The sequence below is a fragment of the Actinoplanes sp. NPDC024001 genome (assembly GCF_040638955.1).
GTDB lineage: Bacteria > Actinomycetota > Actinomycetes > Mycobacteriales > Micromonosporaceae > Actinoplanes.
On record NZ_JBEZZB010000005.1, the window covers coordinates 106,144 to 119,385 of the forward strand.

17 protein-coding genes are annotated in these 13,242 nt (G+C 70.7%); 10 read left to right on the forward strand and 7 right to left on the reverse strand.

Annotation, left to right across the window (positions count from 1 at the left end; translation table 11 throughout):
- Window positions 1-8: 8 nt before the first annotated feature.
- Window positions 9-1,646: a RecQ family ATP-dependent DNA helicase gene (locus AB0F81_RS04160; protein ID WP_360190624.1), complete on the reverse strand. Its 1,638-nt coding sequence runs from the start codon at window positions 1,644-1,646 to the stop codon at window positions 9-11.
- Complete coding sequence (locus AB0F81_RS04165) at window positions 1,643-2,593, reverse strand: TIGR03557 family F420-dependent LLM class oxidoreductase (protein WP_360190627.1); 951 nt, start codon at window positions 2,591-2,593, stop codon at window positions 1,643-1,645. Before AB0F81_RS04165 ends, AB0F81_RS04160 begins: the two co-directional genes overlap by 4 nt.
- A gap of 259 nt (window positions 2,594-2,852) precedes the next feature.
- Here AB0F81_RS04165 and AB0F81_RS04170 point away from each other — a divergent pair, with 259 nt between their 5' ends.
- On the forward strand, window positions 2,853-4,418 hold the full coding sequence (locus tag AB0F81_RS04170; protein ID WP_360190630.1) for a glycoside hydrolase family 3 protein: 1,566 nt from the start codon (window positions 2,853-2,855) through the stop codon (window positions 4,416-4,418).
- An 86-nt stretch (window positions 4,419-4,504) separates the two neighbouring features.
- On the opposite strand, the gene AB0F81_RS04175 is transcribed toward AB0F81_RS04170, so the two are convergent.
- Window positions 4,505-4,789, reverse strand: coding sequence for a GNAT family N-acetyltransferase (locus tag AB0F81_RS04175; protein ID WP_360190633.1), 285 nt, complete (start codon window positions 4,787-4,789; stop codon window positions 4,505-4,507).
- 42 nt (window positions 4,790-4,831) lie between these two features.
- Here AB0F81_RS04175 and AB0F81_RS04180 point away from each other — a divergent pair, with 42 nt between their 5' ends.
- The 7 genes from AB0F81_RS04180 (at window position 4,832) to AB0F81_RS04210 (ending at window position 9,021) form a co-directional block, all read left to right on the forward strand.
- Window positions 4,832-5,161 carry a hypothetical protein gene (locus AB0F81_RS04180; protein WP_360190635.1) on the forward strand — a complete coding sequence of 110 codons (330 nt, stop codon included), beginning with the start codon at window positions 4,832-4,834 and terminating at the stop codon, window positions 5,159-5,161.
- A 41-nt stretch (window positions 5,162-5,202) separates the two neighbouring features.
- Window positions 5,203-6,027 (forward strand): DUF1206 domain-containing protein, encoded by an 825-nt coding sequence (locus AB0F81_RS04185; RefSeq protein WP_360190638.1) that lies wholly within the window; start codon window positions 5,203-5,205, stop codon window positions 6,025-6,027.
- 133 nt (window positions 6,028-6,160) lie between these two features.
- Window positions 6,161-7,330, forward strand: coding sequence for a mechanosensitive ion channel domain-containing protein (locus tag AB0F81_RS04190; protein ID WP_360190682.1), 1,170 nt, complete (start codon window positions 6,161-6,163; stop codon window positions 7,328-7,330).
- Window positions 7,331-7,412: 82 nt separating this feature from the next.
- Window positions 7,413-7,868 carry a phage holin family protein gene (locus tag AB0F81_RS04195; RefSeq protein ID WP_360190641.1) on the forward strand — a complete coding sequence of 152 codons (456 nt, stop codon included), beginning with the start codon at window positions 7,413-7,415 and terminating at the stop codon, window positions 7,866-7,868.
- Window positions 7,865-8,203, forward strand: coding sequence for a DUF3618 domain-containing protein (locus tag AB0F81_RS04200; protein WP_360190643.1), 339 nt, complete (start codon window positions 7,865-7,867; stop codon window positions 8,201-8,203). The genes AB0F81_RS04195 and AB0F81_RS04200 overlap by 4 nt, the downstream gene beginning before the upstream one ends.
- Window positions 8,203-8,475: a DUF4235 domain-containing protein gene (locus tag AB0F81_RS04205; protein WP_360190645.1), complete on the forward strand. Its 273-nt coding sequence runs from the start codon at window positions 8,203-8,205 to the stop codon at window positions 8,473-8,475. Before AB0F81_RS04200 ends, AB0F81_RS04205 begins: the two co-directional genes overlap by 1 nt.
- A gap of 342 nt (window positions 8,476-8,817) precedes the next feature.
- Window positions 8,818-9,021 carry a cold-shock protein gene (locus AB0F81_RS04210; protein WP_011905669.1) on the forward strand — a complete coding sequence of 68 codons (204 nt, stop codon included), beginning with the start codon at window positions 8,818-8,820 and terminating at the stop codon, window positions 9,019-9,021.
- 104 nt (window positions 9,022-9,125) lie between these two features.
- Here AB0F81_RS04210 and AB0F81_RS04215 read toward each other — a convergent pair whose 3' ends face one another.
- On the reverse strand, window positions 9,126-9,371 hold the full coding sequence (locus tag AB0F81_RS04215; RefSeq protein ID WP_360190650.1) for a hypothetical protein: 246 nt from the start codon (window positions 9,369-9,371) through the stop codon (window positions 9,126-9,128).
- The gene (locus tag AB0F81_RS04220; protein ID WP_360190653.1) at window positions 9,365-10,342 is read right to left on the reverse strand and encodes an aldo/keto reductase; all 978 of its coding nucleotides are present in this window, start codon (window positions 10,340-10,342) and stop codon (window positions 9,365-9,367) included. The genes AB0F81_RS04215 and AB0F81_RS04220 overlap by 7 nt, the downstream gene beginning before the upstream one ends.
- Window positions 10,343-10,408: 66 nt before the next feature.
- On the opposite strand from AB0F81_RS04220, the gene AB0F81_RS04225 reads away from it, so the two are divergent.
- Both AB0F81_RS04225 and AB0F81_RS04230 read left to right on the forward strand, forming a co-directional pair.
- Window positions 10,409-11,194, forward strand: coding sequence for a trans-aconitate 2-methyltransferase (locus tag AB0F81_RS04225; protein ID WP_360190656.1), 786 nt, complete (start codon window positions 10,409-10,411; stop codon window positions 11,192-11,194).
- A 16-nt stretch (window positions 11,195-11,210) separates the two neighbouring features.
- Window positions 11,211-12,233, forward strand: coding sequence for an adenosine deaminase (locus tag AB0F81_RS04230; RefSeq protein ID WP_360190659.1), 1,023 nt, complete (start codon window positions 11,211-11,213; stop codon window positions 12,231-12,233).
- Here the strand turns inward: AB0F81_RS04230 and AB0F81_RS04235 are convergent.
- On the reverse strand, window positions 12,224-12,370 hold the full coding sequence (locus AB0F81_RS04235) for a hypothetical protein (protein ID WP_360190661.1): 147 nt from the start codon (window positions 12,368-12,370) through the stop codon (window positions 12,224-12,226). The two genes, AB0F81_RS04230 and AB0F81_RS04235, sit on opposite strands and share 10 nt — an antisense overlap.
- A gap of 42 nt (window positions 12,371-12,412) precedes the next feature.
- On the reverse strand, window positions 12,413-13,242 hold an 830-nt coding region (locus AB0F81_RS04240), incomplete at its 5' end, for an RICIN domain-containing protein (RefSeq protein WP_360190664.1).

Sequence of the window (13,242 nt, forward strand, 5' to 3'; positions counted from 1 at the left end):
TGAGTGGATCAAGCGCCGGTCAGAAGCTCCTGCTCGACCACGACCGGGACCGAGAGGGTCTTGTAGCCGACGCTGTCGAAGAGGACGGTCATCCGCTCCTCCTCGTAGTTCATCACCGTGCCCTGGCCCCATTCGCCGTGGGCGACGCGGCTGTGGACCGGGAACGGGCCCTCGGCCTCGGCCTCGGCGACGGCCTGGGCGGTGCCGTCGGCGCAGTTGTCGCAATGGCCGCACGGGCGTTTCAGGTCTTCGCCGAAATAGGCGAGCAGGGTCTCGGTGCGGCACTGCCGGCTCTGGGCGAAACCGCGCATCATGTCGGTGCGGGAGCGGACCACCGCCTGCTGCCGTTCGTACTCCTCGATCGCCGCCGCGGCGGCTGCGGCCGGGAGGGGCGCGCGGGCCGGGACCGTCAGTTTGTTGCCCGCGCCGGTGCGCACCGCGCCGGCCTGCTCCAGCAGGTTGAGATATTGGCCCAGCTTGCGCGGGCCCAGCCCGGTCTCCTTCTGCAGCGCGGTCTTCGTCTGCGGTCCCTTGTGGAGCGCGCCGGCCAGGGTTTGCAGCTCCTCGGCGTCGGGGGAGCCGCCGCTGAAGAAGCGCTGGATCGCCTCGTCCTCGGAGCGCCAGAGCAGCACCGTGCGGCCCGGTTCGCCGTCGCGGCCGGCCCGGCCGATCTCCTGGAAGTAGCTGTCGGGGGAGTCCGGCAGGGCGACGTGGGCGACCCAGCGGATGTTCGGCTTGTCGATGCCCATGCCGAACGCCGAGGTCGCCACCATGATGTCGACCTTGTCGTCGAGGAACTCCTCGTGCCGTTGCTCGCGCAGCCCGGACGCCATGCCGCCGTGGTAGAACGCGGCCGGGTAGCCGGACTCGGTGAGGCGCTCGGCGAGTTCCTCGGCGGCCCGGCGGGTGGGGACGTAGATGATGCCGGGGCGTTCGCCCTCGTCGAGCAGCGCGGTCAGCCGCCGCCAGCGGTAGTCCTCGTCGGGGCAGTAGGCGACCTCGAGGAACAGGTTGCGCCGGTCCAGTCCGGACACGTGGATCTCGGGCTTGTGCAGGCGCAGCCGGGCGATGATGTCCTCGCGCACCGGCGGGGAGGCGGTGGCGGTGAGGGCGAGCACCGGCGGGCGGCCGATCTGCTTGATCATGTCGCCGAGCGCCAGGTAGTCGGGGCGGAAGTCGTGGCCCCACGCGGAGATGCAGTGCGCCTCGTCGACCGCGACCAGGCCGGGTTTGAGCGAGCGGACCTCGGCGAGTCGTTCCGGGTCGCTGAGCTGTTCCGGCGTGATGAACAGGAACTCGGCCTGTCCGGTGCGGATCGCCTCGATGGCCTCCCGCTGCTGGGCCGGAGTCTCCGCCGAGCTGACCCGGACCGCGCGCAGGCGGGGGTCGTCGCGTTCGTTGAGGGCGGTGATCTGGTCCTGCTGCAGGGCGAGCAGCGGCGAGACGACCACGGTCGGGCCGGGCAGCAGCACCGCCGGGATCTGGTAGATCGCCGACTTGCCGGCGCCGGTGGGGAGCACCACCAGGGCGTCCTTGCGGCGCAGCACCGCGCGCATCGGTTTGAACTGGCCGGGGCGTAGCGAGGGCCACCCGAAGTGTTTCCGGGCGACCCTGCGCAGCCGGGGTCCGTAGACGGGAAGTCTCATGCGAACTTCGGCAGGATCTCGCGGGCGTACAGGTCGAACAGGCCCTGGTAGTGCGGCCCGGTGTTGGCCACGTAGACCTCGTCGAAGCCGGCGTCGGCGTACTTTTTGATCATCTCGAGGTGCTTCTCCGGATCGTTGCCGCACACGAAGGCCTCGGCGATCATGTCCTGGGTCACCAGCTGCGAGGCCTGCTCGAAATGCTTGGGCGAGGGCAGCACCTGGGAGAGCTCACCGGGCACGCCGGCGTTCGGCCATTTCTCGTACGCGATGCGCGCCCCCTCCTCCTCGGTGGCGGCGAACGCGGCCTTGAATCCGGCCTGGCATGTCCGGTTCCCGCCGCCCTGGGAGCGGAACTGCTTGACCATGTCGCCGTCGGGCATCGTGCTGACGTATCCCTCGCCGATGCGGGCGGCCACCTCGATCGCCTTCGGTCCGAAGCCCGACACCAGGATCTCGACCGGCTTCTCGGGCAGCGTGTAGACCCGGGCGTTCTCGACCGTGTAGTGCTTGCCCCGGTAGGAGACGACGCCGCCCTTCCACAGCTCCCGCATGATCTCGACGGCCTCTTCCAGCATCTCCAGCCGAACCTCGGCCTCCGGCCAGGCGTCGCCGAAGATGTGCTCGTTGAGCGCCTCGCCGGTGCCGACGCCGAGCCGGAAACGCCCGCCGGTCAGGACCGCGCTGGTTGCCGCGGCTTGCGCGATGACGGCCGGATGGATGCGTACGGTCGGGCAGGTCACCGCCGTCGTGATCTCCAGTTGGGTCGCCTGGCTGAGCGCGCCGATCATCGACCAGACGAACGCGCTCTGCCCCTGGGCGTCGACCCACGGGTGGTAGTGGTCGGAGATCCACAGGCCGGAGAAGCCGGCTCGCTCCGCACCTTTGGCCTGCTCGATGAGTTCGGCCGGCGAGTACTCCTCGCTCGACAGGAAGTATCCGATGCGCATGGGCGCCCCGTTACCCCTATTTGCCGCCGAACATGCGGCGGATGGCCCAGAGCAGGAACAGGACGGCCAGGGCTACACCGAGTAGCCGTACAGCGTGCACCTCGGACCAGTCGACCTGCATCCCGGCATCGTACCGATCCTTCAGGAACACTTAATAGAAAGGTTTGTTGACTAATGCCTGGGGCGGGTGTGACCATTGGTCCCCGGACGGGGGAGAGCGTTCACATCGACGCTCGCGAATATGGAGGTACGGGGGCTCATGTCCATTCACGGCGATCTGCCGGAACTCGCCGCTGCGGTCCTGCAGCCGGGATTCGTCGGCACTTCCGCACCGGACTGGGTCCGCCGGTGGCTGGGGGAGGGTCTGGGGGGCGTCGCCCTCTTCGCCCGCAACGTGGAGTCACCGGCCCAGGTGGCCGCGCTGACCGCGCAACTGCGTGCCGAGAACCCCGATGTCATCGTCGCCATCGACGAGGAGGCGGGTGACGTCACCCGGTTCGAGTCCCGGCTCGGCAGCTCGCGCCCCGGCAACCTGGCCCTCGGCGCGATCGACGACCCGGAGCTGACCGAGACGGTCGCCCGTGACCTGGGCCGGGAGCTGGCCGACGCCGGCATCACCCTGGACTACGCGCCGGACGCCGACGTCAACAACAACCCGGCCAACCCGGTCATCGGGGTCCGTGCGTTCGGCGCCGAGCCGCAGCTGGTCGCCCGGCACACCGCCGCCTTCATCCGTGGCCTGCAGGACTCCGGGGTGGCCGGCTGCGCCAAGCACTTCCCGGGTCACGGCGACACCGCCGTCGACTCGCACCACGACGTGCCGCTGATCGCGAAGAGCGCCGCCGAGCTGGAGGCCTGCGAGCTGGTCCCGTTCCGGTCCGCGATCGCCGCCGGCGCGCAGGTCGTGATGACCGGCCACCTGCTCATCCCGGCGTACGACCCGGAGCTGCCCGCCACCCTGAGCCCGCGCATCCTCACCGGCCTGCTCCGCGAGCAGCTGGGCTTCGACGGCCTGATCGTCACCGACGGCATCGAGATGCAGGGCGTGCGCCGGCGGTACGGGCTCACCGGCGCCACGGTCCGCGCCCTGGCCGCCGGGGTGGACGCGATCTGCGTCGGCGGTGACCACGCCGACGAGGAGACCGCGACCCGGCTGCGCGACGCCATCGTGGCCGCCGTGCGCAGCGGCGAGCTGCCCGAGGAGCGCCTGTACGACGCGGTCGCCCGGGTCCGCCGCCTCGCCGCCTGGACCACCCGGCGGCAGATCGAGACCGGCGCCCGCGCCATCGCCGACGCCGCCGCGCAGACCGAGGTGGCCGTGCTCGGCTCGACCGTCGGCTTCGCCGCGGCCCGCCGCGCGGTCAAGGTGACCACCTCGGACGCCACGACCCTGCCGGTCGCCACCGCCCCGCACGTGGTCGAGTTCGCCCCGCCGCGCAACATCGCGATCGGCAGCGAGACGCCGTGGGGGCTCGGCGCGCCGCTGGCCGACCTGCTTCCCGGCACCACCTCGCGCCGGCTCACCGCCGACGACCTGGCCGGCCTGCCCGACCCGGCGGAGCCGGTGCTGGCCGGCGCCGGTGAGCGCCCGATCGTGCTGGTGGTCCGCGACGTGCACCGGCACCCGTGGATCGCCGAGACCCTGACCCGCGTGCTGGCGCTGCGCCCGGACGCGATCGTGGTGGAGATGGGCATCCCGGAGACCGTCCTGGGCGGGGTGCACATCGCGACCTTCGGCGCGACCCGGGCGCTGGGCCGGGCCGCCGCCGAGATCATCGCCGGCGTGGACGTGCCCGAGCCCGCACCCCAGCCGGTCGCCGCCTGAGCCCGGCCGCCTGAGCCGCCGCCGGCCGCCTGAGCCGCCGCCGGCCGCCTGAGCCGCCGCCGGCCGGCTCAGGCGCCGCGGCCGGTTCAGCGGGCGACCAGGTCGGCGTACTCCGGGTGCTCGGCGATGTAGTGGGCGAAGAACGGGCAGGACGGGATCACCCGGTCGCCGCGTTCGCGGAGCTGGTCGAGCGTCTGGCGGGCCAGCTCCGAGGCCAGGCCGCGGCCCTGCATCGCGGGCGCGGTCTCGGTGTGCAGGATCATGATCGCGCCGTCCCGGACGTGGTACGTCGCCAGCGCGCCGACCTCACCGTCCACGAGCAGCTCGAATCGGCGCCGGGCGGGGTTGTCCTGGACCGGGTAGTCACTCATTCGAACAGCTTAAATTTGCTCGCACCGCGTACCGTTGCAGGGGTGTTGATCTCCAAGAACCGTCGCCGCGCCGTCGCCGCTCTCGCCTCCGCCGCCTTCGGCCTCGCGTTGCTCACCGGGTGTGGTGACGACGTGAGCTGCGGTCTCGACCAGTGCACGGTCTCCATCGCGCGGGAGAACAACGCCAGCGTGAGCGTGCTGGGCGTGGAGGCGAAATTCGTCAGCGCCGACGAGAACACCGTGACGCTGGACGTCGGCGGTGAGCAGATCCAGCTGACCAAGGGCCAGCAGGCGGTCGACGTCGCCGGGCTGCAGGTCCAGCTGGAGAGTGTGACGGCGGACCAGATTCAGATAGAGGTGTCCAAGCCGTAGCCGAAGTTTGACGATCGTCGCGCTCGGTCATATCCGGGGGCATGTCCTCCACGACCTCGAACGTCAAATACCACGCGTCACGGGCCGCCGAGAGCAAGCCGCTTGAGTATCTGGCCCGGGGCGGCTTCATCGGGTACGGCATCATTCACCTGCTCTTCGCCTGGATCGCGCTGCAGGTCGCCATCGCCGGGTCGAGCCAGGAGAGCGACCAGTCCGGCGCCCTGCAGCAGATCGCCGGCGAGTCGTACGGCAAGACGCTGCTCATCGTCATCGCCATCGGCCTGGCGGCGATGGCGATCTGGCAGGCCTTCGAGGCCGCGATCGGCGAGAGCGGTGAGCGCAACCGCACCGCGATGGCCGAGCGGGTGCTCTCCGGCGTGCGGGCCGTGCTCTACGGCTACCTCGCCTGGATGGCCGTCAAGATCGTGCAGGGCGCGAACGCCTCGATGGGCGACAGCTACGAGAGCAAGACCTCCGGCCTGATGAGCTCGTCCGGTGGCCGCTGGCTGGTCGCGCTGATCGGTCTCGTGGTGCTCGGCGTCGGCGTCGGGATGTTCTACTACGGCTGGAAGCGCAAGTTCGTCAAGCACCTCAACACCCAGCAGATGACCGCCGGCACCCGCCAGCCGATCATCCGGTTGGGCATGGCCGGCTACATGTCCAAGGGCGTCGCCTACGCCATCGCCGGTGGGCTGTTCGTGACCGCCGCCGTCAACTACGACCCGGAGAAGGCCCGCGGTCTGGACGCCGCGCTCAAGACGCTGGCCGGTTACTCGTGGGGCGTCTGGCTGCTGGTGCTGATCGCGGCCGGTATCGCCGCCTTCGGTGTCTACTGCATCGCGCAGGCCAAGTACCGAAAGATCTGACCTGTTATCCGGTGGGCGGCAGATGTGAGGTTTCTCCGACATCTGCCGCCGCTGGTGTTCACGGCCTCCCGACGGGCAAGCTCAATCGCTGGCACAAATCCGTTCGTGGAGAGGAAGGCTTGTGTCCAGCCTGATGACCGCCCTGCTCGCCGTCGTGGTCTCGGCCGGTGCGGCGATCGTGCTCGTCGAGGTGCTCCATCGGATCATGGTGCGGCTGGGCCGCCGGTCCATGCTCGCCGCCGACCTGGCCCGCAAGGTTCACCGCCCGTTTCTGACCGCCGTCACCCTGCTCACCGCGCAGCAGGCGATCCGGGTCTTCGCCGGTGACTTCCAGTACCGCGGCGGGGTGATGCACGCGCTCGTGCTGCTGTGCATCGCGGCGTTCGCCTGGTTCGTCGGCGCGATGCTCCTGGTGATGGAGGACGTCGCGCTCGCCCGCTGGCGGACCGACGTGCCGGACAACCGCCGGCACCGCCGGATCAAGACCCAGGTGGTGATGTTGCGGCGGGTCACCGTCGCCGCCATCGTGGTGCTCACCGTCGGCGTCATGTTGATGACCTTTCCGGGCATCCGGGCGCTCGGCGCCAGCCTGCTCGCCTCGGCCGGCGTGATCAGCGTGGTCGCGGCGCTGGCCGCGCAGAGCACACTCGGCAACGTGTTCGCCGGGATCCAGCTTGCCTTCAACGACGCCATCCGGGTGGACGACGTGGTCGTGGTCGAGGGGGAGTGGGGCCGGATCGAGGAGATCACCCTGACCGTGGTGGTCGTGCAGATCTGGGACGACCGGCGGCTCATCCTGCCGTCCTCCTACTTCACCACCAAGCCGTTCCAGAACTGGACGCGGACCGGGTCCGCGGTGCTGGGCACCGCCGAGGTCGACGTGGACTGGTCCACCCCGATCGAGCCGATCCGGGCCGAGCTGCAACGCGTCTGCGAGGGCACCGACCTGTGGGACAGCCGGGTCTGCGTGCTGCAGGTGACCGAGGCGATCGGGGGCAACATCCGGCTGCGGGCGCTGGTCAGCGCGAACGACGCGGGAGCGCTGTGGGACCTGCGCTGCCTGGTCCGCGAACGCCTCGTCGCCTGGATCTGGGAGCACCAGCGCGGTGCGCTGCCGCGGATGCGTGCCGAGCTCGAGTCGGTGTCCCGGCAACCGGCTGCGCAGCGTCCGGTCCACCGGGCCGATCTCGGCGCCGCCTCCGACGCGGCACGCGTCTTCAGCGGTGGTGACGACGGTGATGACCGTGGGGCCACGTTCGGCGGCCCGGACGGCATGATGGCACCCGTTCGCGCCGATAGATGAGACCGCGCCGCTTGCCCCGGAGCGCGAGGATTGAGGCGGTCGTGATCAGGGCATACCCCGATCACACGGAAAGGGGGACACGATGGCCGATGTCTTGAACGGCGCTCCCGCTGTTGTCAACACTGCTCCCGTCAAGCCGCTCTCCGAGCAGTCCACCGCGGAGCTGGTGCAGCGCGCGAGCGAACAACTCAGTCGTCTGGTGCGCGACGAGCTGACGCTCGCCAAGGCCGAGCTGGCGGAGAAGGGCAAGCACGCCGGGATCGGCGCGGGCCTGTTCGGCGGCGCGGGCGTGCTGGCGGGGTACGGCGTGGGCGCGCTGATCGCCACACTGGTCATCGTGCTGGATCTGTTCCTGGACCTCTGGCTCGCGGCTCTCATCGTCACCGTCGTGCTCTTCGCGGTGGCCGGGGTGCTCGCTCTGCTGGGCCGGAACCAGCTGCGCCGGGCGACGCCGCCCGAGCCGCAGGCCGCGATCCAGAACCTGAAGGCCGATGTCGACGAGGTGAAGCAGGCGGTCAAGGAGCGTAGCCGAGCATGAGTGAGAAGAACGGTTCCGCAAAGCCGGATCTGGCGGTGCTGCGGGAGGAGATAAAGCAGACTCGTGCCGAGCTCGGGGAAACGGTGCAGGCGCTGGCGGCCCGGGCGGACGTCAAGGCGCGCGCCCGGGAACAGGTGGAACACACCAAGGAACGGGTACTGACGCAGGCGGCCGCGATGACCGGCCGGGTGCGCGAGAAGGCTCTGGTGGCCTCCGAGCGCGTCCGCGGTTCGGCGGTCGAGCCGGTCCGCACCAGCCCGTTCCCCACCGTTCTGGTGGTCGCCGGGCTGGCGGCGGTGGTCGGCGTGATTCTGATCGTGCGCGGGAGGCGTTGATGGCGGGCAAGTTGAGCAAGCTGGCGTTGAAGCCGATGAACGTGGGGCTGGGCTTCGCGGCCGGTGCGGTGGCGGGTTTCCTCTTCAAAGAGGCGTGGAAGGTGATCTCCGGCGACGACGACGCACCCGACGCCGGCGACCCGGATCGCGGCTGGGGCGAGATCCTCGCGGCCGCCGCGTTGCAGGGCGCGATCTTCGCCGTGGTGAAGGCCGCGGTCCACCGTGGCGGTGCGATCGGTACCCACAAACTGACGGGTACGTGGCCCGACTAGATCATCTTCCGTATCGACAGGGGTCTTGCCGGTTCCCCGCTTCGCCACCGCGAAGTGGGGGACCTTTTCCATATCGGCCACCCATTATTGGATTCTTACGAGGGGCAGCTTTACGGCCCGTTTTTCGGGTACAGTGTGGCCAGTTTTTGCGTACGTGGTTCGCTGCTTCCGCTTGACCGCGGGACGCCGGCCCCATCCCGGGAGGGTCGGCAGGTGTCCCGAGGCCGGGTGGATGGGACGTCCTCTGAAAGGGCCGCCTCGCGGCGCCGCTGCTCGAAAACGGTCATCGGCCCCGCGCTGCCGCGGTTGGGCGGGCCGGCATTTTCAGAAGGAGAGTTCAGCATGGCGCAAGGAACCGTGAAGTGGTTCAACGCAGACAAGGGCTTCGGCTTCATCACCGTCGACGGCGGGGGTGCTGACGTGTTCGTCCACTTCTCGGCCATCCAGACGAGCGGCTACCGCACTCTGGAAGAGAACCAGCGGGTGGAGTTCGAGATCGCCCAGGGCCAGAAGGGCCCGCAGGCGGAGCAGGTTCGCCCGCTCTGAGACCTATAAGCCAGTCGTGAGACTGGCACGCCGGCCGCCTGGCGGAGGCCGGCCCGACCGTGGCCCCGCAACCTCGCCCGAGGGTGCGGGGCCATCTTCGTCTGTTACGGCTGCTCAGGCCGGTTGTGCCCGGCCGTGCGGCGGCGCATCCCGATGACCACGAGGACGATGCCGGCCACGAGCAGCGCGCCGCCGGCGATCGCCCAGATCGGCTCGTCGCTCATCAGACTGTCGGTGAGGTAACCCAGGCCCTGAAGCGTCCACACCGCGCCGAGGACCATCGCCAGCAGCCCGAGGGACATCGTGAGCCAGCCCCTCAATCGCGGCGACTCGGTTTCATTGTTCACCATTTGTCGTGCACCTGGGGGCGAATCAACTCATCGTAGACCGCGGAGATCATTTCTCGGGTTTCCGGGGTGAGTGGTGACAGATCGGCAGCCGCCGCGTTCGCACGCGCCTGTTCCGGGTTGCGGGCGCCGGGGATCACCACGGTGAGGCCGGGCTGATCGATGATCCAGCGAAGCGCGAATTGCGCCATCGTGGCGCCCTCCGGAACCAGCGGTCGCAGCCGGCGAACCGCTTCGAGGCCGACCCGGAAGTCCACGCCGGAGAAGGTCTCGCCGACGTCGAACGCCTCGCCGTGCCGGTTGTAGTTGCGGTGGTCGTCGGCGCTGAAGGTGGTGTGCTCGTCGTAGCGGCCGGAGAGCAGGCCACTGGCGAGCGGGACCCGGGCGATGACGCCGACCCCGGCCTCGGCTGCGGCGGGCAGCACCCGCTCCAGGGGCTTGAGCCGGAACGCGTTGAGGATGATCTGCACGCTGGCGACACCCGGCCGGGCGATCGCGGTGAGCGCCTCGTCGACGCGCTCCACGCTCACGCCGTACGCCGCGATCCGCTTCTCCTGCACGAGCGTGTCGAGGCCGTCGAAGACCTCGTCGGAGGAGTAGACCGGGGTGGGCGGGCAGTGCAGCTGCACCAGGTCGAGTGTGTCGACGCCGAGGTTGGCGCGGGAGCGGTCGGTCCAGGCGCGGAAGTTGTCGAGGTGGTAGTTGCCCGGCTCCTGGGGGAGCCGGCGGCCCATCTTGGTGAACACGGTGAGGCCGGGACGGTCCTTGACGAACGAGCCGATGATCTGCTCGCTGCGGCCGTCGCCGTACACGTCGGCGGTGTCGATGAAGGTCACGCCCGCGTCGACGGCGGCCTGCAGGGTCGCGTGCGCGTCGGCCTCGCTGACCTCGCCCCAGTCGGCGCCGAGCTGCCAGGCGCCGAGGCCGACCACACCGACATCACGTCCCAGCTTCCGGAAGCTTCGTTTTTCCACGTCGTGACCCTACCGCCCGGCTGATAGGTTGAAACAAAACGAACGTACGGTTTAAGGGAGAACGCCATGTGGGATCCTGCCGTCTACCGGCGCTTCGGCGCCGAACGTTCCCGTCCCTTCTTCGACCTGGTCCGGCAGATCGGCGCCGAGCAGCCGCGCGCTGTCGTCGACCTGGGATGCGGGCCCGGCGAGCTGACCCGGACCCTCGCCAAGCGCTGGCCGGGCGCCCGGGTCACCGGGGTCGACTCGTCCCCCGAGATGATCGAGAAAGCTCGCGCCGACCCCGGGCCGGTGGACTTCCGGCTCGGTGACATCGCCGGCTGGCGGCCGGAGCCGGACGTCGACGTGGTGGTCACCAACGCCGCCCTGCAGTGGGTGCCCGGTCACCAGGACATGCTCGCCCGCTGGGTCACCGAGCTGCCGTCCGGCGCGTGGCTGGCGATGCAGGTGCCCGGCAACTTCGACAGTCCCGGCCACCGCGCGGTCCGCGAGCTGGGCCGGACCGGCCGCTACGCCGGGCGCCTGGCCGACCTGCTCCGCGACGACCCGGTCGACGACGCGGCGGGGTACGCCGCGCTGCTGACCGGTGCGGGCGCCACCGTCGACGCCTGGGAGACCACCTACCTGCACCTGCTGCCCGCCGTGCCCGGGGAGGACCATCCGGTACTGCGCTGGATGGAGGGCACCGCGCTGCGCCCGGTGCGCGCCGCGCTGGACGAGGCGGACTGGGCGGAATTCCGGGCCGAGCTGGCGATCCGGATCGCCGAGACCCATCCCGAGTGGCACGGCCTCGTGGCGTTTCCCTTCCGCCGTATCTTCGTGGTGGCTTCCATTCAGGGAACGCAGTCTTGACAGGGGGAACGCACTCTTGACCGATCTGACGTCGTTCATCGCCGGCCTGCCGAAGGCCGAGCTGCACGTCCATCACGTGGGCTCGGCGTCTCCGCGGATCGTGGCCGAGCTGGCCGCCCGGCACGAGGGCAGCTCACCGGTGCCGGCCGACCCGGCGCTGCTGGCGGAATACTTCGAGTTCCGGGACTTCGCCCACTTCATCGAGGTCTACCTGAGCGTGGTGGACCTGATCCGCGACCCGGAGGACGTCCGGCTGCTGACCTACGAGATCGGCCGGGAACTGGCCCGCCAGCAGGTGCGGTACGCGGAACTCACCGTCACGCCGTACTCCAGCGTGCGGCGGGGCATCCCGGCGCCGGCGTTCTGCGAGGCGATCGAGGACGCCCGGACCGGCGCCGCCCGCGACTTCGGGGTGGAGCTGCGCTGGTGCTTCGACATCCCGGGGGAGGCCGGCCTGGCGTCGGCCGAGGAGACCCTGCGGATCGCCCTGGAGGAGCGCCCCGACGGCTTGATCAGTTTCGGGCTCGGCGGTCCCGAGATCGGGGTGCCGCGGCCGCAGTTCAAGCCGTACTTCGACAAGGCGCGGGCGGCCGGGCTGCACAGCGTGCCGCACGCGGGCGAGACCACCGGTCCGCAGACGATCTGGGACGCGCTGCGCGACCTGGGCGCCGAGCGGATCGGGCACGGCATCGCCGCCGCCCAGGACGAGCGGCTGATGGCGCACCTGGCCGAGCACCAGATCCCGCTGGAGGTGTGCCCGACCTCGAACCTGCGGACCCGGGCCGTCGCCACGCTGGCCGAGCACCCGCTCGCGACGCTGGTCGCGGCCGGGGTCCCGGTCAGCATCAACTCCGACGACCCGCCGATGTTCGGCACCACCCTGGAGGGTGAGTACGCGGCCGCGGCCGGCCTGCTCGGCCTGGACGCGGCCGGCGTGGCCGAGCTGGCGAAGGCGGCGGTCCGGCACAGCTTCCGGCCGGCCGCCGGCAAGGCGGAGCTGCTCGCCGAGATCGACGCCTACACCGCCACCTACGGGTAGAGCGGGTCCTGCCAGCAGGCGACGATCGTCACGGTGCCGACGGTCAGGATCGTCAGCCAGCGCACCAGCCGCCGTCGGTTGAACCGGGCCGGATCGTCGTCCGGCTCGGTTCTCGGCCTGCTCAGTAGCTTCGGCATCCGCCTCTCCTGTCGATCCTGGAGCTGGAGCACGGGCGATCCCTAGTCGGGAACCGCCGTCCAGCTCTGGTGTCGCTGTCCGGTGTCCTTCTGCAGCACCAGCACCCGGTGTGGGCCGAAGCGCTGGGAGCCCACGCCCACCACCAGGTTGCCGGTGGTGCTGCGCAGCGTGAACCCGTAGTCGGAGGCCTGCAACATCCAGCGCGCCCCGCTCGTGGCGTAGCAGTCGCCCTGCACGAGCGGCGTGCCGGCGGCAGGTGTGCCGCCGAGCGCCACCGCGCATCGGTTGCTCGCCTTCGACACGAGCGAGTAGCTGTTGTTCTCGGCCGGCACCAGCTGCCACTGCTGCTGGGCGCCGCCGTCGGCCCCGCCGAGCGTCACCGGGGTGCCGTCGTCGGTGCGGGCCGCGTACAGGTCGGCGGCGCCGCCGGTCAGCGCGTTGGTGAGAACGAACCACGAGTTCTGCACCGGCCGGGCCGCGGGCGCGGTGACCGCGGTGCCCTTGGCGCGGTAGCCCAGCTTGCGGTTGCGGATCTCCACCGTGTACCTGGCGTCCGGCTTGAGGCCGATCAGCCGGGCCCGGGTGGCGTTCGTGGTCGCCACCGGCTTGCCGTCGACGGAGACCTCATAGCGGGCGTCGTCGTCGGCGCTGCTCCAGGTCAGCCGGACCGAGCTGCTGGTCGCGTCACGGATCTCCAGGACCGCCTGCACGCCGTCCTCGGTGGTCTCCGGCGGCGGGGCGGCGGCCTCGCCGGGCTCCTGGTCGCCGGTGCCGGGTTTGGCCTGCGGCGGGAGCGGCGGCGCCACGGTGGCACGGCGCGTCCTGCCGACCGCCCGGGCCACCTCCTCCACCGGCGGGCCGGCCGCCGGCT

Coding starts and splice junctions, on each gene's coding strand:
- AB0F81_RS04175 (WP_360190633.1), bottom strand. CDS start 4,789: ATGAGTGACTACCCGGTCCAGGACAACCCCGCCCGGCGCCGATTCGAG.
- AB0F81_RS04225 (WP_360190656.1), top strand. CDS start 10,409: ATGTGGGATCCTGCCGTCTACCGGCGCTTCGGCGCCGAACGTTCCCGT.
- AB0F81_RS04235 (WP_360190661.1), bottom strand. CDS start 12,370: ATGCCGAAGCTACTGAGCAGGCCGAGAACCGAGCCGGACGACGATCCG.
- AB0F81_RS04165 (WP_360190627.1), bottom strand. CDS start 2,593: ATGCGCATCGGATACTTCCTGTCGAGCGAGGAGTACTCGCCGGCCGAA.
- AB0F81_RS04210 (WP_011905669.1), top strand. CDS start 8,818: ATGGCGCAAGGAACCGTGAAGTGGTTCAACGCAGACAAGGGCTTCGGC.
- AB0F81_RS04215 (WP_360190650.1), bottom strand. CDS start 9,371: ATGGTGAACAATGAAACCGAGTCGCCGCGATTGAGGGGCTGGCTCACG.
- AB0F81_RS04200 (WP_360190643.1), top strand. CDS start 7,865: ATGAGTGAGAAGAACGGTTCCGCAAAGCCGGATCTGGCGGTGCTGCGG.
- AB0F81_RS04190 (WP_360190682.1), top strand. CDS start 6,161: ATGACCGCCCTGCTCGCCGTCGTGGTCTCGGCCGGTGCGGCGATCGTG.
- AB0F81_RS04160 (WP_360190624.1), bottom strand. CDS start 1,646: ATGAGACTTCCCGTCTACGGACCCCGGCTGCGCAGGGTCGCCCGGAAA.
- AB0F81_RS04205 (WP_360190645.1), top strand. CDS start 8,203: ATGGCGGGCAAGTTGAGCAAGCTGGCGTTGAAGCCGATGAACGTGGGG.
- AB0F81_RS04185 (WP_360190638.1), top strand. CDS start 5,203: ATGTCCTCCACGACCTCGAACGTCAAATACCACGCGTCACGGGCCGCC.
- AB0F81_RS04195 (WP_360190641.1), top strand. CDS start 7,413: ATGGCCGATGTCTTGAACGGCGCTCCCGCTGTTGTCAACACTGCTCCC.
- AB0F81_RS04170 (WP_360190630.1), top strand. CDS start 2,853: ATGTCCATTCACGGCGATCTGCCGGAACTCGCCGCTGCGGTCCTGCAG.